Origin of the sequence: Streptomyces sp. NPDC057939 (assembly GCF_042887545.1) — a bacterium.
In the GTDB taxonomy this organism is placed as follows: domain Bacteria; phylum Actinomycetota; class Actinomycetes; order Streptomycetales; family Streptomycetaceae; genus Streptomyces.
The window spans coordinates 121,165-146,543 of the sequence record NZ_JBHVPG010000004.1 but is presented as its reverse complement, the minus strand read 5'-3'; the positions used below and the strand labels follow the sequence as shown (position 1 = coordinate 146,543).

Sequence of the window (25,379 nt, the reverse complement as noted above, 5' to 3'; positions counted from 1 at the left end):
ACGGGAGGGGACGGGTGGCGGGGTCGATCAGGTGCGGACTTCGAGCAGCGGGACCAGCTGCTCGGCCGCGGTCATGGAGCCGTGCATGCCGACGAGCGCCGACTCGTTGGGCTCGTTGCGGGAGGCGGTGATCGCCACGTCCGCCTGGGCGGCGGCGATCACGTCGCCGATCCGGCCGAGCACGCGCTCGTCGCACTCCCCAGGAGCGCCGAACCAGCCCAGTTCGAGGGCTTCTTCGCGGCTCGCGACCCAGAAGCGGTCGCCGAGGACCTCGCGCCACACGGTGAGTACGTCGGCCTCGGCGCCCGGTACGGCGTACACGTGCCGGGCCCGTCCCTCGCCGCCGAGCAGGGCCACGCCCGCGCCCAGCTCCCAGTCGTCGTCGAAGTCGATCCGGGATTCCTCGTCGAAGGGGACGTCGACCATGCCGTGGTCGGCGGTCACGTACAGCGCGGTGCGCGGCGGCAGCTGTTCGGCGAGGCGCTGCACGAGCCGGTCGACGAACATGAGCTGGCCGCGCCAGGCGTCGGAGTCCACTCCGTGCCGGTGTCCGGCCCCGTCGAGTTCGCTGTAGTACGTGTACACGAGCGAGCGCTCGGCGGCCGCGAGCTGGATCGCCGCGAGGTCCATGCGTTCCTCGCCGGTCATCCGGCCGTGGAAGGTGCCGCCGCTGAGCGCGACCTTGGTGAGCGGCGTGGTGCGGAACGTGGGCGAGGACACCTGTGCGGTGTGCACCCCCGCGGCGTCCGCGAGCTGGAACACGGTCGGGTAGGGCTGCCAGGGCTTGGGCGCGGTCCACGGCTGCCAGCGGAGCTGGTTCATCAGCTCGCCGGAGGCGGGGTTGCGCACGGCGTAGCCCGGCAGGCCGTGGCGGGCCGGCGGCAGGCCGGTGCCGACGGAGGCCAGGGAGGTGGCGGTGGTCGCGGGGAAGCCCGCGGTGATCGGGCGGCCGGTGCCGCCGCGCGAGCCGGCGAGGAGGGAGGTGAGGTACGGGGCCTCGTCGGGGTGGGCCTTGATCTGCTCCCAGCCCATGCCGTCGACCAGGAACACGCAGTTCCGGTCGGCCGGGGTGAGCTCGGCGATCCCGGCGGCGAGGCCGGGCACCCCCTGACCGGCCGCGAGGGTCGGCAGGAGGTCGGCGAGCGAGCCGGTCCCGTAGTGCGGGACCGGGGCGCCGGCGAGGTCGAGCAGTTCCGGTTCGTCCTGCCAGTTCGGCGGCGCGGAGTACGACATCAGCGGGCGGGACCGGAGGTGGCGGCCGTCGCCTCGGAGAGCGCCTGGGCGAAGACCAGGGTCTGGCGCACCGTCTCGGGGCCGTCGCCGGCCTCGCTGACCCGCAGGCTGAGGTCGTCCGCGGTGGAGTTGCCTGTGTAGCCGTGGTCGGCGTCACAGTTCGCGTCGCCGCAGGCGGCGGGCTCCAGGTCGATGCGCGAGACGGCGCCCCAGCCGATGGTCAGCACGACCTCGCGGGGCAGGGTGCCCGGGGTGTACGACTCCGGGTTGGCGACGACGCGGCTGAGGACCACGGAGGAGATGCTGCTGAGCTTGACCGACTCGGTGGAGGTGGTCGCGTACGGGGAGGGGGACCCGGCGTCGGCGGCCTGCTCGTCGGTGTGGCTGACGATGAAGCGGTTGCCGGTGAGGACCAGCACGGTCACGTGCCGGCGGACCTCGTTGGAGTCGAAGGTGGTCTCCTGGTGGACCAGGTACGACGAGATCGGCTCGCCGCCCACGGCGGCCTCCACCGCCTCGGCCACGAGGGCCGGGTAGTAGCCGCTGCGCTCGATCGCCGCGCGCAGCCCCTGGGTCGTCGTACCGGATTTCGCCATGAGGTCCATCCTAAGGCCCCTCCGGGGTCCCCCTACCTGCCCGTCGCTCAGTAGCTGGGCAGGGTGCGCGGGCCGAGGTCGGTGCGGGCGGGCGGGTGGGCGACGCGGACGGTGGCGCTCAGCACGGAGAGGCCCTCCGTGGCGACGACCACCGGCTCCAGGGAGACCCCGACGACCTCGGGGTGGTCGTCGACGAGTCGGGACAGCCGCAGCAGGAGTTCCTCCAGGGCGCGGGTGTCCACGGGGTCGCTGCCGCGCCAGCCGAAGAGCAGCGGGGCGGTGCGGATGGAGCGGATCAGCGCGGCCGCGTCCCGGTCGGTGGCGGGGACGAGCCGGTGGGCGGTGTCGCCGAGCAGCTCGGAGGCGACGCCCGCGAGACCGAAGGTGAGGACGGCTCCTCCGACGGGGTCGATGACGGAGCGGACGACGGTGTCCACGCCGCGCGGCACCATGGCCTGCACCACGGGGAGCAGCTCGGCGGGCTTGCCGAGGGTGTCGGTGAGCTCCTCGTACGAGCGCCTCAGCTCGGCCTCGGTGGTGAGGTCGAGGCGTACGCCGCCCAGGTCGGCCCGGTGGCGCAGGTGCGGGGCGGTGGTCTTGAGGGCGACGGGGTAGCCGAGCACGCGGGCCGCGCGGGCGGCGGCGTCGGGGGTGGGGGCGGGCAGGACGGGCAGGACGCGGATGCCGTAGCGGCCGAGCAGCTCTCGGCCGTCCGCCTCGTCCAGGGTGGCGACGGAGGCGGGGGCGACGTCCGCGAGCAGGCGGGCGAGCAGGCCGGCGGCGCCGGGTTCGTCGATGTCCTCGTACTCGGGGACCTGGCCGCCCTCGGCGGCGGCCCGGCGCCACTGGCCGTAGCGGACGGCTTCGGCGAGTGCCTTCACGGCCCGCTCGGCGGCGGGGTAGGTCGGGATCGGGCCGCCGCAGGCGGGCGGCGCGGCGGCGGCGTCGGGGGTCGTGTCCCCGACGGCGTCCGGGCCGGGCTCGGCCGGCGGGGTCCACGCGGGGCCGCGCGGGGCGGCCGCTCCGGGGGAGGTGGCGCGCGCGGCGGACAGGGCCTCCACCAGGGCGCCGAGTTCCACGTGGACCACGGCGACGGGCTTGCCCGGCGCCTCGGCCGCGGCCTCGCGCAGGGCGGCCGCGAGGTCGTCGGCCAGGGCCTGCTCGCCGACCCAGGGGATGGCCGTGACGATGACCGCGTCGTGGTCGGGCGAGGCCAGGGCGGCGGAGAGGGCGGCGCGGAAGTGGGCGGGGGTGGCGGCGGTGGTCAGGTCGAGCGGGGGCAGCGGGCGCAGGCCCTCCGTCAGGCAGGCGTCGTAGGTGAGGACGCCGAGGGACTCGGAGTTCCCGAGGATGGCCACCCGGGGGCCGGCGGGGACCGGTTGCCCGGCGAGCAGGAGGCCGACGTCGACCAGTTCCGTGACGGTGTCGACCCGGATGACGCCGGCCTGCCGCAGCAGCTCGGAGACGGTGCTGTCGGTGAGCCTCGTACCGGGGACGACGTGGCCGGCCGGGGTGTGGCGGCCGCCGCGGGCGACGACCACGGGCTTGACTGCGGAGGTGCGGCGCGCGAGGCGGGTGAACTTGCGCGGGTTGCCGAGGGTTTCCAGGTAGAGCAGGGCCACGTCGGTGGCGTCGTCGTCGTACCAGTACTGGAGGATGTCGTTGCCGGAGACGTCGGCCCGGTTCCCGGCGGAGATGAAGGACGACAGGCCTCCGCCGCGCCGGAGCAGTCCGGACAGCAGGGCGATGCCGATGGCGCCCGACTGGGTGAACAGGCCGATGCGGCCGCGGGCGGCGGCGGGTCCGGGGGCCAGCGAGGCGTTCAGTTCGACCTCGGGGGCGGTGTTGATCACCCCGAAGGCGTTGGGGCCGATCAGCCGCATCCCGTACGAGCGCACCTGCCGGACGAGTTCGCGCTGGCGGGCCAGGCCGGCCGGGCCGCTCTCGCCGTAGCCTGCGGAGAGCACGACCAGGCCCTGCACCCCGTGTTCGCCACAGCCCGCGACGGCGTCGGGGACCCGGTCGGCGGGCACGGCGATCACGGCGAGGTCCACGGGGGCGCCGATGTCCGCGACGGTGCGGTAGGCCCGTACGCCGTCCAGCAGGTCCCCCTCGATGCCGGGGCCGCGGGCCTCGTTGACGGCGTAGAGGTGCCCGTGGAAGCCGCCGTCGCGCAGGTTGCGCAGGGCCGCCGCGCCGACTCCCGAGCCCGAACGGCTGACGCCGATGACGGCGACGGAGCCGGGGGCGAGCAGTCGCTGGACCGAGCGGGCCTCGGCGCGCTGTTCGCGGGCGCGCTGCACCGCGAGGGACTCGGCGGTGGGTTCGAGGTCGAGGGTGAGGTGGACGGAGCCGTCCTCGAAGCTGCGCTTCTGCTGGTAGCCGACGTCCGTGAACACTTTGATCATCTTGTTGTTGGCGGGCAGCACTTCGGCGGCGAACCGGCGGATGCCCCGCTCCCGGGCCACGGCGCCGATGTGTTCCAGGAGCGCGGAGGCGACGCCGCGGCCCTGGTGGGCGTCCTGGACGAGGAAGGCGACCTCGGCCTCGTCGGCCGGGGCGGAGGCGGGCCGGCCGTCCGGGCCGATCCGGTCGAAGCGGACCGTGCCGATGAACTCCCCGCCGATGGTCGCCGCGAGGCCGACGCGGTCCACGTAGTCGTGGTGCGTGAAGCGGTGCACGTCGCGGGCGGACAGGCGCGGGTAGGGCGCGAAGAAGCGGTAGTACTTCGACTCGTCGGAGACCTGTTCGTAGAAGCTGGTGAGCCGTCCCGCGTCCTCGGTGGTGATGGGGCGGATGCGGGCGGTGCCGCCGTCGCGCAGCACGACGTCCGCTTCCCAGTGGGCCGGGTACGAGTGGTCCGACACGGTCGTCATGGGGTCACCCTAAGGGGCGGACGGGCGGTGCGGACCGGCCTGGACGCGAGCGCGCGCCGAACGCGGCAGTCCGGGGCGAACCGGTGCAAGCTGGGGAGGGTCGAACGGCGGTGGATCAGGGCCGAAGGTCGGTCCGAGCATTCGGGGTGCCGTGAGAGACTGGTCTAGACAACCGTAAGAACCTGAAGGGCATCACCATGGCAGAGCGCCGCGTCAACGTCGGCTGGGCCGAGGGCCTGCACGCTCGTCCCGCCTCGATCTTCGTCCGGGCGACGACCGCTTCCGGCGTCCCGGTGACCATCGCGAAGGCGGGCGGCGACCCCGTCAACGCCGCTTCCATGCTGGCGGTCCTGGGCCTGGGCGCCCAGGGCGGCGAGGAGATCGTTCTCGCTTCCGAGGCCGAGGGCGCGGACGCCGCCCTGGACCGCCTCGCGAAGCTGGTCGCCGAGGGCCTCGAGGAGCTCCCGGAGACCGTCTGACCCTTCGGGTCCGGTTACCCCTCACGAGCGGCGGAGCCGCAGCCCCCGGCGATCCCGGGGACTGCGGCTCTTCCGTTTTTCGGCTGCGCGGTTCGATGGCCGCACCGTACCGCGGCTCCACGGAATTGCGACACCCGACCTCACGCCCAATTTCCGGCGGAAATTCGATGCCCGGAAATAGCGGGCGCCGCGAAGAACGCGGAAAACACGGAATGAAAGGACGACACCCCGGACCGGCCCTCGCGACGTGCGAATGTCCGGCCACCTTTGTATACGGCGCGTGTTAATGCCGGGCGCTCGACATGTTTACGGCAGGTTGCGGAGTCCTCACCCGCGGCCGGTGCGCCTCGGTCGCGCGCGCCGCGTGCTGCGCGGTCAACGCCCGGGCCCGATCGGCGTCCCCGCGCGCCACCGCGTCCACGATGCCGCCGTGCTCGGCCCAGGACTCGGCGGGGCGTACGGGGGCCTCCACCGCGTACATCCAGGCGATCTTGCGCCGGGTCTGGGTCAGCAGCGCGATCAGGCCCGGACTACCGGACGCCTGGGCCAGCGTCTCGTGGAACCAGGCCCCGAGGTCGCGCAGGTCCTCCCCCTGACCCCTGCGGGCCCGCTCCTGCCCGAGCCGGACCAGCCCGCGCAGCACCTTCAAGTGGCCCTCCGTGCGCCTGTGGGCCGCCCTGGAGGCCGCCAGGGGCTCCAGGAGCATCCGTAGCTCCAGGAGGTCGGCCGCCTCCTGTTCGGTGGGCTCGGCCACGCAGGCGCCCGCGTGGCGGCGCGTGGTGACGAACCCCTCGGACTCCAGGGTGCGCAGCGCCTCGCGGACCGGGACGCGGGAGACCCCGTAGCGGCGGGCGAGGACCTCCTCGGTGAGTCGGCCGCCCGGCCCGAAGAAGCCGGAGACGATATCGTCGCGGATCGCTGTGCACACCGCGTGCGCGGGAATACGCAAGACCGGACCTCCGCTTGAATTCGGTTGCCGGCGCCGTCGCCGGAATCGTGACCGTGTCGCGACTCTATTGCAACACGCGAATATTTCCGAGGACGGCCGGAAATCCGAAACATTCCACGGATCCGGGGAGGGAACCCGGCCGGGAACGCGGGGCGGGGACACGGGCGCGGCCCTGGGCGCCGAAAACGCGGACGACCCCGGCTCGGTGAGCCGGGGTCGTCCGTGAAGACCGGTGGTGCGGTGCCGCTCGGGTCAGAGGTTCACACCGTGCGAGCGCAGGTACGCCAGCGGGTTGATGTCCGAGCCGTACTGGGCACTGGTGCGCGCCTCGAAGTGCAGGTGCACGCCGCTGGAGTTGCCGGTGGTGCCGGCGAGGCCGATCTGCTGGCCCGGGGCGACCTGCTGGCCGGCGGAGACGCTCAGCGAGTCCATGTGGCCGTACTGCGTGTAGGTGCCGTCGCTGTGCTTGATGATCACGTTGTTGCCGTACGCGCCGCCCCAGCCGGCCTCGACGACCGTGCCGGCGCCGACCGCGCGGACCGAGGTGCCGAGGGAGGCGTGGAAGTCGATGCCCGTGTGGCTGCCGGAGGACCACATGGCGCCGCCCGCACCGTAGGAGGTGCTGACGTAGGAACCCGCGATGGGCGAGACGTAGGTGTTGAGGCGCTTGCGCTCCTCCTCGCGGGCGACGCGCTCGGCGGTCTCCCGCTCGGACTTCGCCTTGGCCTCGGCGGCCTCGGCGACGCGCTTGGCCTCGGCGGCACGCTGCTTGGCGTCGGCCTCGGCCTGGGCCTGGGCGGTGACGGCGTCGGCGGCGCGCTGCTGCAGGTCGGCCTGGGCCACGATGTCGCCCTGGAGGTCGTTGGCGACGACGACCGGGTTCTGGCCGGTGTCCTCCATGGAGGGGCCCGAGTTGTCCGCCGCGAAGGCCGGGGCCGCGATGGTGCCGACCACGCCCGTGGTGGCGAGGGCGGCTATACCGGCGTAGCCGGCGGTCTTGCGGCTCAGACGGCTGGAGCCGCGGTGCTTGCCGGAGCCGGTGGGACGACTGCCAAACGCCATGAAGGGGGTGATCCTTTCCTTCCCTCTCGCCTACCGGGTTAGCTGACGGGTTCGGAGCAGGAAGGTCTCCTACGGACCTCCTCTTGCGAGGCGGTCCGATTCACCCCAGGGACTGTGGGTCCCCGGCTCCCCAGGCTCGCGCCTGACGGGGACTCGGCGATCACTGTTCGGTGCCGCGGATGCGGCGGGCACAACTGACGAACAGCAGGGCCGACGCTAGGCGGATCATCAGTGGATCGCCAAACACACGAGCGCTTTTGTTGCGTACGCCACACCGCATACGAGCAACCAAACCACTAAACGGACAAAAGGGGCTCTGACGGATAATCCATCAGAGCCCCTCGGGAAACGGTCGGTTACCGGTGGAGCGGCGGTCTCCCGCCGCTCGATCCCCGGTCAACCACCGGTCAGTTGGTGACGACCGTTACGGCGCCGATTCCCAGTGCCCGTACGGGCTCCTCGATCTGAGCCGCGTCGCCCACGAGCACCGTCACCAGACGGTCCACCGGGAAGGCGCGCACGACCGCCGAAGTCGCCTCCGCCGTACCGGTTTCCGCCAGCCGCGCGTACAACCGCGCCTGGTAGTCGTCCGGCAGCTCCTGCTCGACCTGGTCGGCCAGCGTGCCCGCCACGGAGGACGCCGTCTCGAACTTCAGCGGGGCCACGCCCACCAGGTTCTGCACCGCCACATCCCGCTCGGCGTCGGTCAGTCCGCCCTCCGCGAGGGTGCGCAGCACCTTCCAGAGGTCCTCCAACGCCGGGCCGGTGTTCGGGGTGTCCACCGAGCCGCTGATGGCGAGCATCGAGGCGCCCTTGCCGTCGGCGGTGGAACGCAGGACCTGGCCGAAGGCGCGCACGCCGTACGTGTACCCCTTCTCCTCGCGCAGCACCTTGTCCAGGCGCGAGGTGAGCGTGCCGCCGAGGCAGTACGTACCGAGCACCTGCGGGGCCCACACGAGGTCGTGGCGGTCCGCGCCGATCCGGCCGATGAGCAACTGCGTCTGGACCGCGCCGGGCCGGTCGACGATGACCACCCGGCCCGTGTCGTCGGCCGTCACCGGGGGCACCGGGCGGGGCTCGGCCGTGTTGCCGGTCCAACTGCCCAGGGTGTCGGCCAGGACGGCGTCCAGGTCGATCCCGGTCAGGTCGCCGACGACCACCGCGGTGGCGGTGGCGGGGCGCACGTGGGCCTCGTAGAAGGCACGGACGGCCGCGGAGTCGATGCGGGCCACCGTCTCCTCGGTGCCCTGGCGCGGCCGGGACATGCGCAGGGAGGCCGGGAAGAGCTCCTTGGAGAGCTGCTTGGCCGCGCGGCGCTGCGGGTTGGCGAGCTCGTGCGGGATCTCGTCGAGCCGGTTGCGCACCAGCCGGTCGATCTCGTCCGCGGCGAAGGCGGGCGCGCGCAGCGCCTCGGCGAGCAGGCCCATCGCCTTCTGCAGGCGGGAGGCCGGAACCTCCAGGGAGACCCGCAGGCCGGGGTGGTCGGCGTGCGCGTCGAGCGTGGCGCCGCAGCGCTCCAGCTCGGCGGCGAACTCCTCCGCGGAATGCTTGTCGGTGCCCTCCGACAGGGCGCGGGCCATGATCGTGGCCACCCCGTCGAGGCCCTCGGGCTCCGCGTCCAGCGGGGCCACGAGGTTGACCTCGACCGCGACCACCTGCTGGCCGGGGCGGTGGCAGCGCAGCACGGTCAGCCCGTTGGGCAGCGCGCCGCGCTCGGGGGCCGGGAAGGCCCACGGGGTGGCGGCGCCGGGCTGCGGCTGCGGGTGGAAGGTCATCGTGACGGCTGCGGTGTCGCTCACTGCTCCGCCCCTTCGTTCTCGTCGGTCACGTCGTCGTCGGCGTCGGACACGGCCAGCGGTTCGTAGACCAGGACCGCCCGGTTGTCGGGGCGCAGTCGGGCCGCGGCCACGGCCTGCACCTCCTCGGCGGTGACGTCCAGGACGCGCTTGACGGCGGTCAGCGCCAGCTGCGGGTCACCGAACAGCACCGCGAACCGGCACAGTTCGTCGGCCCGGCCGGCCACCGTGCTCAGCCGGTCCAGCCATTCGCGCTCCAGCTGCGCCTGGGCGCGCTCCATCTCCTCTGCCGTGGGGCCCTCGGCGGCGAACCGCGCGAGCTCCTCGTCGACGGCGGCCTCGATGGCGGGCACCTCGACACCGCTGGAGGTCTTGACGTCCAGCCAGCCCAGCGAGGGCGCGCCGGCCAGGCGCAGCAGGCCGAAGCCGGCGGCGACGGCGCTCTGGTCGCGGCGTACCAGCCGGTTGTGCAGGCGGGAGGACTCCCCGCCGCCCAGCACGGTCAGCGCCACGTCGGCGGCGTCGCACTCGCGGGTGCCGTCGTGCGGGAGCCGGTAGGCGGCCATCAGCGCGCGCGCCGGGACCTCCTCGACGATCTCCTCGCGGAGCTGTCCGCCCATGACCTCGGGCAACGAGCCGTCACGCGGCGGCTGCTTGCCGTCGTGCGACGGAATGCTGCCGAAGTACTTCTCGACCCAGGCGAGGGTGCGCTCGGGGTCGATGTCGCCGACCACCGACAGCACGGCGTTGTTGGGCGCGTAATAGGTACGGAAGAACTCGCGCGCGTCCTCCAGGGACGCGGCGTCCAGGTCGGCCATCGAGCCGATCGGGGTGTGGTGGTACGGGTGGCCCTCGGGGTACGCCAGGGCCGTCAGCTTCTCGAACGCGGTCCCGTAGGGGACGTTGTCGTAGCGCTGGCGGCGCTCGTTCTTGACGACGTCGCGCTGGTTCTCCATGGACTCGTCGTCCAGGGCGGCCAGCAGCGAGCCCATCCGGTCCGCCTCCAGCCACAGCGCGAGTTCCAGCTGGTGGGCCGGCATCGTCTCGAAGTAGTTGGTGCGCTCGAAGCTGGTGGTCCCGTTCAGGGAGCCTCCGGCGCCCTGAACGAGCTCGAAGTGTCCGTTGCCCGGTACGCTCGCCGAACCCTGGAACATCAGGTGCTCGAAAAGGTGAGCCAGGCCGGTCCGCCCCTTGACTTCGTGGCGCGAGCCGACGTCGTACCAGAGGCAGACGGCGGCGACCGGGGTGAGGTGGTCCTCGGACAGCACCACGCGCAGGCCGTTGGCCAGCCGGTGCTCGGTCGCTGTCAGGCCGCCGGAGCCGGCCTGAGCTGTGGCCGTGTGACCCATGGGCATGTGGTCCCTTCGATCGCGATGCAGAGATTTCTGTCAGACCTGCCACTGTATGCAAGCGCGTCGGCCCCCGGAGAAGTTCCCGGGTGCCGCCCGCGGACTCCGTCCGGGGGACCCCCGGGGTCGGAGTCGGCATTGTCGGCGCCCCGGGCCACAATGGTCCGCGTCGCCCCTGCCGGACCGCCCGGCCGGAACCCGTACGTCCACGTACACCCCGTACACCCGATTCTTGGTTAAGGAGCCGCGCAGCGATGGCCCGCCGCAGCACGAAGACCCCGCCGCCGGAGGATTTCGAGGAGAAGATCCTCGACATCGACGTCGTCGACGAAATGCAGGGCTCCTTCCTCGAGTACGCGTACTCGGTGATCTACTCCCGTGCCCTGCCGGACGCCCGGGACGGCATGAAGCCGGTGCACCGGCGCATCGTCTACCAGATGAACGAGATGGGCCTGCGCCCCGACCGCGGCTACGTCAAGTGCGCCCGCGTCGTGGGCGAGGTCATGGGCAAGTTGCACCCGCACGGCGACGCGTCGATCTACGACGCGCTCGTGCGCATGGCGCAGCCCTTCTCGATGCGCCTGCCGCTGGTCGACGGCCACGGCAACTTCGGCTCCCTCGGCAACGACGACCCGCCGGCCGCGATGCGTTACACCGAGTGCCGGATGGCCGACGCCACGTCACTCATGACGGAGTCCATCGACGAGGACACCGTCGACTTCAACGCCAACTACGACGGCCAGGAACGCGAACCGGTCGCCCTGCCCGCGGCGTACCCGAACCTGCTCGTCAACGGCGCCTCCGGGATCGCCGTCGGCATGGCCACCAACATGGCCCCGCACAACCTGGGCGAGGTCATCGCGGCCGCCCGCCACCTGATCCGTCACCCGGAGGCGGACCTGGAGGCGCTGATGCGCTTCGTTCCGGGCCCCGACCTGCCCACGGGCGGCCGGATCGTCGGGCTCTCCGGGATCAAGGACGCCTACGAGAACGGTCGCGGCACGTTCAAGATCCGCGCGACGGTCGCGGTCGAGGACGTCACCCCGCGCCGCAAGGGCCTCGTCGTCACCGAACTGCCCTTCACGGTGGGCCCCGAGAAGGTCATCGCGAAGATCAAGGACCTGGTCGGCTCGAAGAAGCTCCAGGGCATCGCCGACGTCAAGGACCTCACCGACCGCTCGCACGGCCTGCGCCTGGTCATCGAGATCAAGAACGGCTTCCACCCGGAGGCCGTGCTGGAGCAGCTCTACAAGCTGACGCCGATGGAGGAGTCCTTCGGCATCAACAACGTCGCCCTGGTCGACGGACAGCCCCTGACGTTGGGCCTCAAGGAGCTGCTGGAGGTCTACCTGGACCACCGCTTCGAGGTCGTCCGCCGGCGCAGCGAGTTCCGTCGCACCAAGCGGCGCGACCGGCTGCACCTGGTCGAGGGCCTGCTGGTGGCCCTGATCGACATCGACGAGGTCATCCGGCTGATCCGCGAGAGCGACAACTCCGCGCAGGCCAAGGAACGGCTGATCGAGCACTTCTCGCTCAGCGAGATCCAGACGCAGTACATCCTCGACACCCCGCTGCGCCGCCTGACCCGCTTCGACCGGATCGAGCTGGAGTCCGAGCGCGACCGCCTCACCGGTGAGATCGACGAGCTGACCGGCATCCTGGATTCGGACGGCGAACTGCGCAAGCTGGTCTCCTCCGAACTGGCCTCGGTGGCGAAGAAGTTCGGTACCGAGCGCCGGACGGTGCTGCTGGAGTCGGCGGGCACGGCCATCGCCGCCGTGCCGCTGGAGGTCGCGGACGACCCGTGCCGCGTGCTGCTGTCCTCCACCGGCCTGCTCGCCCGCACGGCCAACGGCGACCCGCTCCCCGAGGAGGAGGGCGGCGCCCGGGCCAAGCACGACCTGATCGTCTCCCAGGTGGCGGCGACCGCACGGGCCGACGTGGGCGCGGTGACCTCGTACGGGCGACTGCTGCGCCTGTCGGTGATCGACCTGCCGCAGCTGCCGGACACGCACGCCGCGCCGAACCTGGCCGGCGGCGCGCCCGTCTCGGAGTTCCTCTCCGGGCTGGAGGCCGACGAGACCGTGATCTGCCTGACCTCGCTCGACGAGTCCTCCCAGGGACTGGCCCTGGGCACCGAACAGGGCGTGGTCAAGCGGGTCGTGCCGGATTATCCGGCGAACAAGGACGAGCTGGAGGTCATCACCCTCAAGGAGGGCGACCGGATCGTCGGCGCTGTCGAGCTGCGCACGGGCGAGGAGGACCTGGTCTTCATCACCGACGACGCCCAGCTGCTGCGCTACCCGGCGGCCCAGGTGCGCCCCCAGGGCCGGCCGGCGGGCGGCATGGCGGGCATCAAGCTCGCCGACAACGCCAAGGTGATCCACTTCTCGGCCGTGGACCCGGCCCGGGACGCCGTGGTCTTCACGGTCGCGGGATCGCACGGGACGCTGGACGACTCGGTGCGCTCCGGCAAGCTCACCCCCTTCGACCAGTACCCGCGCAAGGGTCGCGCCACGGGCGGGGTGCGCTGCCAGCGCTTCCTGAAGGGCGAGGACGTCCTGGTGCTGGCCTGGGCGGGCGGGGCCCCGGTACGGGCCGCCGCGGCGAACGGCGCCCCGGCCGCGCTGCCCGCCGTGGACCCGCGTCGTGACGGCTCGGGAGCGGCGCTGCCCGCCGTCGTCGAAGCCCTGGCGGGGGGCGTGTTGTAGCACCCGCGGGGCGCGGGGTTCGCGGGCTGTGCCATTGGGCGCACCCCGTACCCCGTGCCCCGACTAGTGTTTTCCCCGTACACGCGGGTGGGGGGAGAACACAGCTGATGAGTCGTCGGTCCAGCGGGTTGATCGGGGTGTGGGCCGAGGCCCAACGACAGCAGCAGAGGACGCAGCTGATCCAGCAGCGCGAGGCGGAACGCCGGCAGCGGGCGTACGAACGGGACGTGGCCCGGGGCCGGCGGGAGCAGCAGGCCGCCTACAAACAGCACCGCGAGGCCGAGGCCCGGCGCCGGACGGACGAGCTGGACGCCGAGGTCGCGGCCCTTCAGGGGATGCTGGCCGCGGGCTGCCGGGCGCCCGCCTTCCGGATGGCCGCCCTGGTCCGTTCCGAGCAGTTGGAGCCCTTCGACCCGGGCACGCTGGCCCATCCGTTGCCCATGCCGCAGCTCCAGCAGTTCCAGCAGCAGGGCGGCGGTTGGGGGCTCGGCGCGGGTCGCCGCGCCCAGGCCGAGCGGGAGGCCCACGACCGGTACACCCAGGCCTGGCAGGCCGCGCACGCCGCCGACCAGCAGCGCCTGCGGCAGCTGGCGGCGTACCGCGAGCAGTACGACCGGTGGGCGGCCGGGCAGCTCGCCGACGTGCGCCGCCACAACAGCGGGCTCACCGAGCTGGCCGCGTCGCTGCGCGCGGGGGACGCCGAGGCCGCCGTCGAGTACTTCTCGGCGGCCCTGTACGCCTCCACGGCCTGGCCCGAGGACCTGCCCCGCCAGGTCACGGCCGCCTACGATCCGGCTGCCCGGCAGCTGGTGCTGGACTGGGAGCTGCCCGGCTTCGGGGTGGTGCCGGAGGCGAAGTCGGTGCGATACCTGCCGAGTACCGACCAGGACAAGGAGACGGCCCGGCCGGCCACGCAGCGCCGGGCGGTCTACCGGGACCTGCTGGCGCAGTGCCTGCTGCTGGTGCTGCGGGAGCTGTACGCGGCGGACGAGTTCGGCGCGCTCGACTCGGTGGTGGTGAACGGGTTCGTGGACGACCACGATCCGGTGACGGGGCGCGAGGCGCAGATCGTACTGGCCACCGTGTTGGCCTCGCGCACGGCCTTCTCCGGGCTGCGCCTGGAGCAGGTCAGCGCGGTGGACTGCCTGGTGGACGGGTTGCGGGGGCAGTTGTCGGCGCGGCCGGACCAGCTGACGGCGGTACGGGCGGGCCGCGGGCCGGGCGAGGTCGGGAGCGGGGTCGTCCGGCACGGCGGCCACGGGGACGGCGCCGAGGAGGAGCCCGACCTGTTCTCGATGGACCCGATCGCCTTCGAGAACCTGGTCGCGGAACTGTTCCGGGCGATGGGCATGGAGGCTGTCACGACGCAGCGGTCCGGAGACGGCGGCGTGGACGTCGAGGCGCTGGACCCGGCGCCGATCCGGGGCGGACGGATCGTCGTGCAGGTCAAGCGGTACCGCAACACGGTCCCGCCGACGGCCGTGCGGGACCTGTACGGGACGGTGCAGGACGCGGGGGCGAACAAGGGGGTGCTGGTCACCACCTCGTCCTTCGGACCGGGGTCGTACACCTTCGCCAACGGCAAGCCGCTGGAGTTGGTTCCCGGGGTGGAGCTGGTGGACCTGCTGCACCGGTACGGGTTGCGGGGCCGCCTGGGTGACGGGGCCTCCACCGCCCCGCCCGCGACGGCCCCACGGAACGTCCCCGCCCAGCGGACGGCCGAGCCCGAGGCCCTGGCGCCGGACCGCAACGTATTGGGCATGTCCTGGTCGGGGTCGGTCGCGCTGGACGTGTGCGCGCTGGTCTGCGAGGGCGGCCGGGTGCTGAGCGAGGACCACTTCGTGTTCTTCAACAACCCGCGGACCCCGGACGGCGCGGTCCGCTCACGCCCGCACTCCGGACCCGACAAGGCCGCGGTCGAGGTCGGCTTCGACGACCTCCCGCAGCGCGCGGACCGCCTCGTCCTGGTCGCCGCGATCGACCCCGAGGTCAATCCGGACGCCGACCTCGCGGGGTTCACCGACGCCCGGATCCGGCTGCTCGGCGCGGCCGGCGAGGAGATCGACCGGCTGGAGGTCTCCGACGGCCGGGCCGGTGAAACGGCCCTGGTACTGGGCTCCTTCCGGCGCCGGGCGAACGGCGACTGGAAGTTCGTCATCGGCGGCAAGGGCTACCGGGGCGGCCTGGAGGACCTGCTGCGCGAGTACGGCGTCGACGTGGCCTAGGGGCCTGTCGTCAAAGTCCCGTTGTCGCCCGGACGCCGCGAGGCGGACGGGAGTTCGACGACAGGCCCCAGGAGCGGCTGGGGCCTGGTCAGCCGTCCCCGGCGGGCTCGTCGGGGACGGCCGGGTCGGAGGGATCGCCGGGGTCGGCGGGCTCCGCCGCGCCGTTGCGGGGTACGTACCGCAGCACGCCCCACATGCTTTCCGGACCGGCGTCCTGCGGGGCCTCCTCGCGGCATGCCTCCAGTTCGCGCAGCAGGCCCGGCCCGTCGATGCCGGAGCCGATCAGGACGAGCTGCGTCCGGCGGGGCTCGCCCCGCGGCCAGGGGCCGGGGTCGAAGCTCAGGAAGCGGCCGACCGCGTGGATCCCGTAGCGCTCCTCGTGGCCCGGTACGTCGAACCGGACGAAGCCCTTGATCCGGTAGAGCCCGGCCGGGCGGCGATCCAGGAAGTCGATGAGGCGGCGTGGTGAGAGCGCCTGGTCCGAGGTGAACTCGACGCTCTCGTAGCCCGCGTGCGCATGGGCGTGACCGTCGTGGTCGCAGGCCTCGTCGTCGCAGGGGCCGTGGCCGTGGCCGTGGCCGTCGTGCCCGCTTCCGGCGCCGGAGGCCTCGGCCAGCAGGTCCTCGAAGGAGAGTTGGCCGCGGGTCTCGGTCCAGGGGCGGCGGTCGAAGAGCAGTTCCGGGTCGATCCGGCCGTGGTCGGTGGCGACCACCGGGGTTCCGGGGGCGCGGCGGGAGTCGAGTTCCGCTTCGATCCGGGTCCGTTCGGCGGCGTCGACCCGGTCGGTCTTGTTGAGGACGATCAGGTCGGCGACGGCGAGGTGCCGGTCGGTCTCCGGATGCTTCTCGCGGGTCGCGTCGAACTCCGCCGCGTCCACGACGTGCACCATGCCGCCGTAGCGGACGGCCGGGTTCTCGTTGGCCACCAGCATCCGGACCATCTCCTGCGGCTCGGCGAGTCCGCTGGCCTCGATGACGATCACGTCGATCCGGTGGGCGGGTGCGGTGAGCTTCTCCAGGTAGGCGTCCAGTTCGCTGCCGTCGACCGCACAGCACAGGCATCCGCCACCGAGGGAGACCATCGAATCGCCGACCTGGCCGGCGACGGACATCGCGTCGACCTCGATCGACCCGAAGTCGTTGACGACGACCCCGATCCGGGTTCCTCCCCGGTTGCCGAGGAGGTGGTTGAGGACGGTGGTCTTGCCGGATCCGAGGAATCCGGCGAGGACCACGACGGGGACGCTCCGCTCGGGCTGCCTGCTGTTCACCCGGCCGATGGTAACCAGGACCGGTCAGCCGAGGAGCGGCACGGGCCGGGGCGGGGTGGGGCCGGTGTAACGGGCGGCCGGCCGGATGATCTTGGAGTCGGCGGCCTGTTCGAGGACGTTCGCGCTCCAGCCGACCACGCGCGCGGCGCAGAACGTCGGGGTGAACATCTCGCGCGGCAGGCCGCACAGCTCCATGACGACCCCCGCGTAGAACTCCACGTTGGTGTGCAGTTCGCGGCCGGGCTTGAGCTCGGCGAGCATCTCCTCCACCTGCCGTTCGACCTCGACGGCGAAGTCCACGAGGGGTCCGCCGAACTCCAGGGCGATCTCGCGCAGCATCCGCGAGCGCGGGTCCTCGGTGCGGTAGACGGGGTGCCCGAAGCCCATGATGCGCTCCCCGGCGAGGACCCGTTCCCGGATCCACGGCCGGATGCGGTCGACGGTGCCGATGGCGTCGAGGGTGTCCAGGGCGCGGCTGGGCGCGCCGCCGTGCAGGGGGCCGGAGAGCGCTCCGATGGCGCCGGTCAGGCAGGCGGCGACGTCGGCCCCGGTGGAGGCGATCACGCGGGCGGTGAAGGTGGAGGCGTTGAAGCCGTGGTCGACGGTGGAGATCAGGTACCGCTCGACGGCGCGGGTCCGTACAGGGTCCGGTTCCCGCCCGGTCAGCATCCAGAGGTAGTTGGCCGCGTACGGGAGCTCGTCGCGCGGGTCGACGGGCTCCAGGCCCCGGCCGAGCCGGTGCAGGGCGGTGAGGAGGGTGGGTACGGCGGCGCAGGCGGCGAGGGCGTCCGCGGCGCGGTGTTCCGCGTCGAGGTCGAAGACGGGGCGGAGGCCGGCGGAGGCGCCGAGCAGCGACAGCGCGGTGCGCAGTCCGGCGAGGGGCCCCGAGGCGGCGGTGGCCCGGGCCAGGCCGGGCAGGGCGTCGCGGACGGCGGCGGGCAGGTGGCGCAGCGGGGCGATACGGGCGGTGAAGGCGGCCCGTTCGGCGGCGTCCGCGGGCAGCTCCCCGTGGAACATGAGGTGCCACACGTCCTCGAAGGTGCGGCTCGCGGCGAGCTCGACGGCCGAGTACTCGCGGTAGTGGTAGAAGCCCTCCCGACCTCGGACGTCTCCCAGTCGGGTTTCGGTGACGACGACTCCGGCGAGGCCACGGGGAACTGCGACGGTGGTGTTCATGGATCGACCATCCATGCTTGAATCAATCCTTGTCAATATTGATCCAATCAACATATATAGGCTGTGCGTCATGAACGATCAGCCGGTCGCCGACGACACGCGCCGCCTCACCACCCAGGAGGCCGCGCTCGCCCTGGGCGTGAAGCCCGCGACCGTGTACGCGTACGTCAGCCGGGGCCAGCTCACCAGCCGGCGCGACCCCGTCGGACGCGGCAGCACCTTCGACGCGGGCGAGGTGGAGGCCCTGGCCCGGCGCAGTCGGCGCGAGGCGGCGGCCCCGGCCGGGGAGCTGTCCGTACGCACCTCGCTCACGCTGATCGAGGGCGACCGGTACTGGTTCCGTGGCGTGGACGCCGTCGAACTGGCCTCCCGGCATGCGTACGAGGAGGTCGCCGAGTGGCTCTGGACGGGCGCATCCCGGCCCGGCGCCCGCTTCACCGCTCCCCCGGAGGCGCTCGCCGCGGCCCGCCGGGCGGTGGCCGCGCTGCCCGAGCACGCCGGCCCCATAGACCGGCTGCGGGTGGCGGTGGCGGCCGCGGCGGTGACGGACCCGCTGCGCTTCGACCTGTCCGAGGAGGCCGTACTGGGCTCCGCGCGCTCCCTCGTCCCGACGCTGGCCGGTGCCCTGCCCGAGCTGGGCGCGGCGGCCGGTGCGGGCGCGCCGGTCGCCCGGGAGCTCTGGTCCCGGCTCACCGCGGCGGACCCGGAGCCGCGGGCGCTGAAGGTGCTCGACCTGGCCCTCGCGCTGCTGGCCGACCACGATCTGGCCGCCTCCACCCTGGCCGTACGGGTGGCGGCGTCGGCCCGGGCCCACCCGTACGCGGCGGTCTCCGCGGGGCTCGGCGCGTTGGAGGGGCCGCTGCACGGCGCGGCCGGGCGGCTCGCCCACCGGATGCTGGTGGAGGTGCTGGAGCGGGGCGGCGCGGCGCCGGTGGTGGCGGAGTACCTGCGGGCGGGACGCCGGGTGCCCGGGCTCGGCCACCGGCTGTACCGGGGCGAGGACCCGCGGGCGGGAGCCCTGTTCGGGCGGTTGGCCGACCTGCCGCAGGCGGGCCCGGCACTCGGTGCGGCGCGGGACGTGGCGGGCGTGATGGCCCGGCACGGGTTGCACGCCAACGTGGACCTCGCGCTGGCGGTGCTGACGGTGTCCTGCGGGATGCGCGCCGAGGCCGGGGAGACGGTGTTCGCGGTGGCCCGGACGGCGGGCTGGATCGCGCACGCGCTGGAGGAGTACCAGGAGCGGCCGCTGCGGATGCGGCCGAGCGGGCAGTACCAGGGACCCCGCCCGCCGCAGCCGATGCCGTGACGGGCGGGACCCCCGGCCGGGGGCGGTCCGGCCGCGGCGTCAGGTCCGCAGCCAGACCCCCGTGTCCTGCGGGAGCAGCCCCTCCGGATCCAGGGCGGAACTGCTCAGCAGGAGGCTCGTACCGGCCGGGAGGGACACCGGTCCGCCGGAGAGGTTGACGACGCAGAGCAGTCCGTCGGGGCGGGCGAAGGCCAGCACCCCGGGCGGGGCGGGCAGCCAGCGCAGGCCGCCGCCACCGAACCCGGCCGCCTCGCGACGCATGCGCAGGGCGGTCCGGTAGAGGGTGAGCATCGAGTCCGGGTCGCCGTCCTGCCGGTCGGCCGCGTACGCCGCCCAGTCGGCGGGCTGGGGCAGCCAGGGGTCGTGCCAGGGCTCGGCGGTCCAGGGCAGCGGCACCCGGCAACCGTCCCGGCCGGGGTCGGTGCCGCCCGAGCGGAAGTGCATGGGGTCCTGGATCCGTTCGAGCGGGACGTCGGCCTCGGGCAGGCCCAGCTCCTCGCCCTGGTAGAGGTACACGGAGCCGGGCAGGGCGAGGGTCAGCAGGGCGGCCGCACGCGCCCGCCGGGTGCCGAGTGCCCGGTCGGACGGGATCCCGAACGCCTTCGCGGCGAAGTCGAAGCCCGTGTCGGCGCGGCCGTAGCGGGTGACGGTCCGGGTGACGTCGTGGTTGCACAGCACCCAGGTGGCCGGGGCTCCGACGGGGGCGTGCTCGGCGAGGGTCTCCTCGACGGAGGTGCGCAGCCGCTCGGCGTCCCACGGGCAGCTGAGGAAGGAGAAGTTGAAGGCGGTGTGCAGTTCGTCGGGGCGCAGGTAGCGGGCGAAGCGCTCGGAGTCGGGCAGCCAGACCTCGCCGACGAAGACGGCACCGTACGCGTCGGCTATCGCCCGCCAGGAACGGTAGATCCCGTGGAGTTCGTCGCGGTCGATGAAGGGGTGGGGCTCGCCGGTCCAGGGACCGGGCGGGCGACCCGCCAGGTCGGGCAGGGCCGGGTCCTTCGCCAGCAGGGCGGCGGAGTCGATCCGTACGCCGGCGACGCCCCGTTCGAACCAGAACCGCAGCACCTCCTCGTGCTCCCGCCGCACCTCGGGGTGGTCCCAGTTGAGGTCGGGCTGCTGCGGGGTGAACAGGTGCAGGTACCACTCCCCGTCGGGGACCCGGGTCCAGGTGGCGGCGCCGTTGAACTGGGAGGGCCAGTCCCCCGGCGGCAGTTCGCCGTGCTCGCCGCGGCCGGGGCGGAAGTGGAAGAGCTCCCGCTCGGGGCTGCCCGGACCGGCGTCGAGGGCGGCACGGAACCAGGCGTGCCGGTCGGACACGTGGTTCGGAACGATGTCGATGATCGTACGGATGCCCAGCTCGCGGGCCTCGGCGATGAGCTTCTCGGCTTCGGCCAGGGTCCCGAAGGCGGGGTCGATGGTGCGGTAGTCGGCGACGTCGTAGCCGCCGTCGGCGAGCGGGGACAGGTACCAGGGGGTGAACCACAGGGCGTCCACACCCAGTTCGGCGAGGTACGGCAGCCGGGCCCGGACGCCCGCGAGGTCGCCGGTGCCGTCCCCGTCGCCGTCGGCGAAGCTGCGTACGTACACCTGGTAGATGGCCGCGGAGCGCCACCAGTCGGCGTCGCTGTCGGGCAGGGGGAGGTCGGCCACGTCAGGGTCCTTTCACGGCGGGTGCGGGCGGCCGGGCGGCTCGAAGGTGGTCCCGGGACGGTCGGTCAGCCCTTGAGGGAGCCGGCCGTCAGGCCGCTCATGATGTTGCGCTGGAAGATCAGGAAGATGACGAGGGTCGGCGCCGAGGCCATCGCGAGCGCGGCGATCAGGTGGTTCTCGGGAACGCCGCCGGCCAGCGAGTAGATGCCGACGTTGAGCGTTTGCAGGGCGGGGTCGGGGAGGGTGAGCATCGGCCAGAGGAAGTCCTTCCAGACTCCGACGATCGCGAAGATCGAGACGACGCCGAGGACAGGCCGGGACATCGGCAGGACCACCGAGCGCAGGGTGCGCAGCGCACTCGCGCCGTCGATGGCGGCGGCGTCGAGGATCTCCTTCGGGATGGAGTCGAAGAACCGCTTCAGCAGGAAGATGGAGAAGGCGTTGGTGACGGCCGGCAGCCAGATCACCCACGGCGTGTTGAGGAGGTTGCGCTCGATGAGCGGCATGTCCAGGACGGTCAGGTACTGCGGCACGACCAGGACGGTGGCCGGGATCATCAGGGTCGCGAGCATCATGCCGAGGACGGCCTTGCCGAAGATCGGGCGCAGTCTGGACAGCGAGTAGGCGGCGGCCACGTCGAGGACGAGTTGGAAGGCGAGCGCGCCGAAGGCGTAGTAGAGGGTGTTGAGCAGCAGCCTCGCGAGGTCCATCACCTTCCAGGCGGCCGTGAAGTTGGCCGTGTGCAGGGAGTCCGGCACCAGGGTCGGCGGGACCCGGGCGAACTCCTCGGTGCTCTTGAGGCCGTTCGCGGCCATCCAGTAGAGGGGGCCGAGGAAGACGAGGGTGAAGCCGGTGACGACCAGCACGAGGACGGTCCAGTAGAGGATCCTGCCCCGGGTGCGACCGAGCCGGATGGGCGATATCAGGGTGCGCTCTGCCATGGGAGGGACTCCTTGTCGGCGCTCGCGATCAGCTCTCGTTGTCGCGGCTGAGGCGGACGTAGAGGGCGGAGAAGCCCGCGAGGAGGACGAGCAGGCACAGGCCCAGGGCCGCGGCGCCGCCGTACTGGTTGAAGTTGAAGGCGTACTGGTAGATGAGGACGACGACGGTGGTGGTCGAGCCCTCTGGACCGGCTCCGCCGGTCAGCAGGAACGGTTCGACGAACACCTGCATCGTCGCGATGACCTGCATCAGCAGCATCAGGGAGAGGATCAGCTTGGTCTGCGGGATCGTGACGTGCCAGATCTTGCGCAACAGGCCCGCCCCGTCGAGCTCCGCGGCCTCGTACAGCTCGCCGGGGATGCCCTGGAGGGCGGCCAGGTAGATCAGGGTCGCACCGCCCATGTTCATCCAGGTGGAGGCGATGACCACGGACAGCATCGCGGTGCCGGTGGACTGCAGCCAGTCCTGCGGGGGCAGGTGCAGGAACTCCAGCGCCCGGTTGAACAGGCCGTACCCGGGGTCGTAGAAGTACTTGAACAGCAGGATCGAGGCCACCGGCGGCATCATCACCGGCAGGTAGACCAGCAGGCGCAGGTACCCGCGGGCGTGGCGCAGTTCGTTGAGCACGAGCGCGATCACGAAGGGCACCGCGAAGCCGAGGACCAGGGCCAGACCCGTGAAGAGCAGGGTGTTGCGCCAGGCCTGCCAGAAGCTCGGGTCCCCGAAGACGTACGCGAAGTTGTCCCAGCCGACCCAGCGGGTGGTTCCGCCCTCCGTCTTCTGGAAGGCCAGCAGGAACTCCCGGACCATCGGGTACCAGGAGAAGAAGGCGAAGCACAGGACGGCGCCGATCAGGAAGCCGTGGGCCGTGAGGTTCCGCTTGAGTGCCCGGCGGAACTCCGGGCGGGGGGCTCGGGGGAGGGTGGGGACCGGCATCGCCGCTCGCTCCTTGCTGGTCGTCGCTTCCGGGTGCGGGAGGGGCGGGCGGGACCGGGGCCGGCAGGCGCGCCGCCGGGCCCGCCCGGGGGCCCTACTGGTTGCCCAGTACCTGGTTGACGGCCTTCTCGGCCTCGCCGAGGAGTTGAGCCGGATCGGCGTTCTTGTTGGTGAGGACGCCGGACATCACCTTGTCGAGCACCTTGTAGACCTCCTGGGCCTTCGGCGGCTCGGCCTTGCCGGGCACCGGGTTGTCCAGGAAGGTCTTGAAGTTGGCGACCGGCATGGTGGCGCTCGCCGCCTTCAGCCGGTCGTCCTCGGCCTTGCTCGCGCCGGTGAAGAAGGCGGGCTGCGGAAGGCCGACGGGCAGGCCGTCCGCCTTGCTGCGGTCGTAGCGGAACTGGCCCTTGCCGACGGCGAGGGTCTTGAAGTTGAGCCAGGCCACGGCCGCCTTGACCTTGTCGGGCGAGCTGCCCTTCTTGATCATGTAGGCGTTCCCGCCGGCCAGGGTGGACGCGCCGCCGGGGATCGGGCCCATGCCGAAGTTCTCGTACTTCGCGCCCAGTTGCTGGACCATGTACGTGATGTCGTCGGGCGCCGCGAGGAACATGCCGAGCTTGTCCGAGGCCATCTGCTTCTGCAGGTCGCCCCACTTGAGCAGCTGGGTCCGGCCCATGCTGTCGTCCTCCCAGCGCATGGCGCGGAGGTTCTCGACGATCTGCTTGCCGGTGGCGTTGTTGAAGGCGGCCCTGCCGTCCGCGCCGACGATGTCGCCGCCCAGGCCGTACATGGTGGCCGTGTAGTGCCAGCCGCCCGTGTTCTCCACGCTGTACTCGCCGAAGCCCGCGGTGCCGTTGCCCAGCGCGGCGATCTTCTTCGCGGCGGCCCGGACCTCCTCCCAGGTGCGCGGCGGGGAGTCGGGGTCGAGGCCCGCGTCCCGGAACAGTTTGCGGTTGACCAGCAGGCCCATCGTGTAGTTGCTGGTGGGCAGCCCGTACAGCTTGCCGTCCTTCTTCAGGACGTCCAGGACGTTCTTGTCGATGTCGCCGAGCGCGGGAACCGAGGCGGGGGTGACGTATGCCGCGACGTCCTGGGCCCCGTCGTTGTCGAGCACCTGCTGGAGGTCGGTGAAGTAGGCGTAGAAGACGTCCGGCTGGGACTTGGCCTTGAGCATCGCCGTGAAGCGCGGGGGCTCCAGGCACTGCCCGGGGGTGGAGCGGCCGTCGATCGTGACGTTCGGGTAGGTCTTGTTGAACTCCGCCACGTCCTCCTTCCACTCCTTCAACTCCGCCGCCTTGGCCGCCGGCGGCATGCAGTCGATGGAGAGGGTGACCTTGGTCTTCGGGTCGAGCGGGGCGGAGGCGTCGGTGGAACCGCCGCTCGGCTGCTCCTTCGGATCGTCGCCGCTGCTGCTCGTGCCGCAGGCCGCGAGGGCGGTCACGGCGAGCGCGGAGACGAGGGCGGCCGCGACGTTGCGGCGGACGTTGGTTCTCATCGGTGGTCCCCTTCGAGCTTCGGGCAGGAGGCGTGGGGGCGAGCGCGGCACACTCAACCACCACCGACAGATGAACGCAATATCTCGCGCAGACTTCGCAAGACATTGGCAGACCGGTGTCGTTCGGGGAACGCAAAAAGGGCTCCGGGACGTCGATCGACGTCCCGGAGCCCTGGGCGCGGAGGCGGGGCGCTGCGGGTTACCCGCGCGGAGCCTTGGCCGTGGAGCCGCGGACCACCAGCTCCGGCTCGAAGAGCAACTCCCCCGGCTGCACCGCGGCGCCCTGGATCTGCGCCGTGAGCAGCTCGACCGCGGCCCGGCCCATGGCCTCGATGGGCTGCCGGACGGTGGTCAACGGGGGTTCGGTGCAGTTCATGAACGCGGAGTCGTCGTAGCCCACCACGGAGACCTCGCCCGGGACGTCGAGCCCCCTGCGGCGGGCCGCCCGTACGGCCCCCAGGGCCAGCGGGTCGCTCGCGCAGATGATGCCGGTGACACCGCGGTCCAGCAGGCGGGAGGTGGCCGCGTGGCCGCCCTCCAGGGAGAACAGGGTGCGCTCCACGTGCGCGGCGGGCAGCTCGGAGCCGGCCGCCTCGGCGACGGCCCGGGCGGCGACCAGCTTGCGCAGGGAGGGGATGTGATCGGGCGGGCCCAGCACCAGGCCGATCCGCTCGTGCCCCAGGGAAGCCAGGTGGCGCCAGGCCTGCTCGACTGCGACGGCGTCGTCGCAGGCCACGCACGGGAAGCCGAGGTCCTCTATGGAGGCGTTGATCAACACCACCGGAACCTTGCGCTCCGACAGCAGTCGGTAGTGCTCGTGCGGGGCGTCGGCCTGGGCGAAGAGCCCTCCGGCGAAGACCACCCCGGAGACCTGCTGCTGGAGGAGGAGCTCCACGTAGTCGGCCTCGGAGACCCCGCCCGTGGTCTGCGTGCACAGTACGGGGGTGAGCCCCTGCTGGGCGAGGGCGCCGCCGATGACCTCGGCGAAGGCCGGGAAGATCGGGTTCTGGAGTTCCGGCAGCACGAGGCCGACCAGTCGCGCGCGTTCGCCGCGCAGCTGGGTGGGGCGCTCGTATCCCAGCACGTCGAGGGCGGTGAGCACGGATTGGCGGGTCGCCTCCGAGACGCCCGGCTTGCCGTTGAGCACCCGGCTGACCGTTGCCTCGCTGACTCCCACCTTCTTCGCCACTTGAGCAAGTCGTCGCGTCATGAGCGCAAGAGTAGCGCAAGCGATGCAAGTTCCTTGCAGTTCGATTACAGCCAGTTTGACGGGGCTTCGATGACGCCGGACCGGACCCGGAAAGGGCCGGACGCCGCCCGGGAACTCCCGA

General features: G+C 72.5%; 18 protein-coding genes and 1 riboswitch. Of the genes, 4 read left to right on the top strand and 14 right to left on the bottom strand.

Translation table 11 applies throughout. The features are described 5' to 3' along the window. Window positions 1-27: 27 nt before the first annotated feature. The 3 genes from ACFVS6_RS06765 to ACFVS6_RS06755 are packed head-to-tail and all read right to left on the bottom strand — an operon-like array spanning window position 28 to window position 4,705. On the bottom strand, window positions 28-1,233 hold the full coding sequence (locus ACFVS6_RS06765) for an alkaline phosphatase family protein (RefSeq protein WP_389701297.1): 1,206 nt from the start codon (window positions 1,231-1,233) through the stop codon (window positions 28-30). Continuing rightward, window positions 1,233-1,829, bottom strand: coding sequence for a DUF5998 family protein (locus ACFVS6_RS06760; protein WP_281209526.1), 597 nt, complete (start codon window positions 1,827-1,829; stop codon window positions 1,233-1,235). The genes ACFVS6_RS06765 and ACFVS6_RS06760 overlap by 1 nt, the downstream gene beginning before the upstream one ends. Window positions 1,830-1,876: 47 nt before the next feature. Then, on the bottom strand, window positions 1,877-4,705 hold the full coding sequence (locus ACFVS6_RS06755; protein WP_389701295.1) for a GNAT family N-acetyltransferase: 2,829 nt from the start codon (window positions 4,703-4,705) through the stop codon (window positions 1,877-1,879). Between the two features lie 197 nt (window positions 4,706-4,902). Here ACFVS6_RS06755 and ACFVS6_RS06750 point away from each other — a divergent pair, with 197 nt between their 5' ends. Next, window positions 4,903-5,184 (top strand): HPr family phosphocarrier protein, encoded by a 282-nt coding sequence (locus tag ACFVS6_RS06750; protein ID WP_351815341.1) that lies wholly within the window; start codon window positions 4,903-4,905, stop codon window positions 5,182-5,184. Between the two features lie 283 nt (window positions 5,185-5,467). On the opposite strand, the gene ACFVS6_RS06745 is transcribed toward ACFVS6_RS06750, so the two are convergent. From ACFVS6_RS06745 to ACFVS6_RS06730, 4 genes are all read right to left on the bottom strand, one after another. Further along, window positions 5,468-6,133, bottom strand: coding sequence for a GntR family transcriptional regulator (locus tag ACFVS6_RS06745; protein WP_389701293.1), 666 nt, complete (start codon window positions 6,131-6,133; stop codon window positions 5,468-5,470). A gap of 252 nt (window positions 6,134-6,385) precedes the next feature. Continuing rightward, a complete protein-coding gene (locus ACFVS6_RS06740; protein WP_389701291.1) occupies window positions 6,386-7,195 on the bottom strand; it encodes a M23 family metallopeptidase in 810 nt (269 codons plus the stop codon). A gap of 12 nt (window positions 7,196-7,207) precedes the next feature. Next, window positions 7,208-7,364, bottom strand: a riboswitch (cyclic di-AMP (ydaO/yuaA leader). 238 nt (window positions 7,365-7,602) lie between these two features. Next, complete coding sequence (locus tag ACFVS6_RS06735) at window positions 7,603-8,970, bottom strand: M16 family metallopeptidase (protein WP_389701603.1); 1,368 nt, start codon at window positions 8,968-8,970, stop codon at window positions 7,603-7,605. Between the two features lie 20 nt (window positions 8,971-8,990). Beyond that, a complete protein-coding gene (locus ACFVS6_RS06730) occupies window positions 8,991-10,340 on the bottom strand; it encodes a M16 family metallopeptidase (RefSeq protein WP_389701289.1) in 1,350 nt (449 codons plus the stop codon). Window positions 10,341-10,594: 254 nt separating this feature from the next. On the opposite strand from ACFVS6_RS06730, the gene ACFVS6_RS06725 reads away from it, so the two are divergent. Next, complete coding sequence (locus ACFVS6_RS06725; protein WP_389701287.1) at window positions 10,595-13,051, top strand: DNA topoisomerase (ATP-hydrolyzing) subunit A; 2,457 nt, start codon at window positions 10,595-10,597, stop codon at window positions 13,049-13,051. A gap of 107 nt (window positions 13,052-13,158) precedes the next feature. Continuing rightward, the gene (locus ACFVS6_RS06720) at window positions 13,159-15,276 is read left to right on the top strand and encodes a restriction endonuclease (RefSeq protein WP_389701285.1); all 2,118 of its coding nucleotides are present in this window, start codon (window positions 13,159-13,161) and stop codon (window positions 15,274-15,276) included. Window positions 15,277-15,364: 88 nt separating this feature from the next. On the opposite strand, the gene ACFVS6_RS06715 is transcribed toward ACFVS6_RS06720, so the two are convergent. Further along, a complete protein-coding gene (locus tag ACFVS6_RS06715) occupies window positions 15,365-16,546 on the bottom strand; it encodes a CobW family GTP-binding protein (RefSeq protein WP_389701283.1) in 1,182 nt (393 codons plus the stop codon). A 24-nt stretch (window positions 16,547-16,570) separates the two neighbouring features. Further along, window positions 16,571-17,722: a citrate synthase gene (locus ACFVS6_RS06710; RefSeq protein WP_389701281.1), complete on the bottom strand. Its 1,152-nt coding sequence runs from the start codon at window positions 17,720-17,722 to the stop codon at window positions 16,571-16,573. Window positions 17,723-17,792: 70 nt separating this feature from the next. Between ACFVS6_RS06710 and ACFVS6_RS06705 the strand changes: the two genes are divergently transcribed. Further along, window positions 17,793-19,028: a citrate synthase gene (locus tag ACFVS6_RS06705; RefSeq protein ID WP_389701279.1), complete on the top strand. Its 1,236-nt coding sequence runs from the start codon at window positions 17,793-17,795 to the stop codon at window positions 19,026-19,028. A gap of 39 nt (window positions 19,029-19,067) precedes the next feature. Here ACFVS6_RS06705 and ACFVS6_RS06700 read toward each other — a convergent pair whose 3' ends face one another. The 5 genes from ACFVS6_RS06700 to ACFVS6_RS06680 all read right to left on the bottom strand — a co-directional run bounded on the left by ACFVS6_RS06700 (window position 19,068) and on the right by ACFVS6_RS06680 (window position 25,258). Next, entirely contained in the window at window positions 19,068-20,675 is a 1,608-nt protein-coding gene (locus ACFVS6_RS06700; RefSeq protein ID WP_389701277.1) for an alpha-amylase family glycosyl hydrolase, read from the bottom strand. 65 nt (window positions 20,676-20,740) lie between these two features. Further along, on the bottom strand, window positions 20,741-21,616 hold the full coding sequence (locus ACFVS6_RS06695) for a carbohydrate ABC transporter permease (RefSeq protein WP_389701275.1): 876 nt from the start codon (window positions 21,614-21,616) through the stop codon (window positions 20,741-20,743). A gap of 28 nt (window positions 21,617-21,644) precedes the next feature. Further along, window positions 21,645-22,553: a carbohydrate ABC transporter permease gene (locus ACFVS6_RS06690; protein WP_389701274.1), complete on the bottom strand. Its 909-nt coding sequence runs from the start codon at window positions 22,551-22,553 to the stop codon at window positions 21,645-21,647. 94 nt (window positions 22,554-22,647) lie between these two features. Then, window positions 22,648-24,048: an ABC transporter substrate-binding protein gene (locus ACFVS6_RS06685; RefSeq protein ID WP_389701273.1), complete on the bottom strand. Its 1,401-nt coding sequence runs from the start codon at window positions 24,046-24,048 to the stop codon at window positions 22,648-22,650. Window positions 24,049-24,247: 199 nt separating this feature from the next. Beyond that, window positions 24,248-25,258, bottom strand: a complete 1,011-nt coding sequence (locus ACFVS6_RS06680; RefSeq protein WP_281204842.1) for a LacI family DNA-binding transcriptional regulator — start codon at window positions 25,256-25,258, stop codon at window positions 24,248-24,250. Window positions 25,259-25,379: the final 121 nt, after the last annotated feature.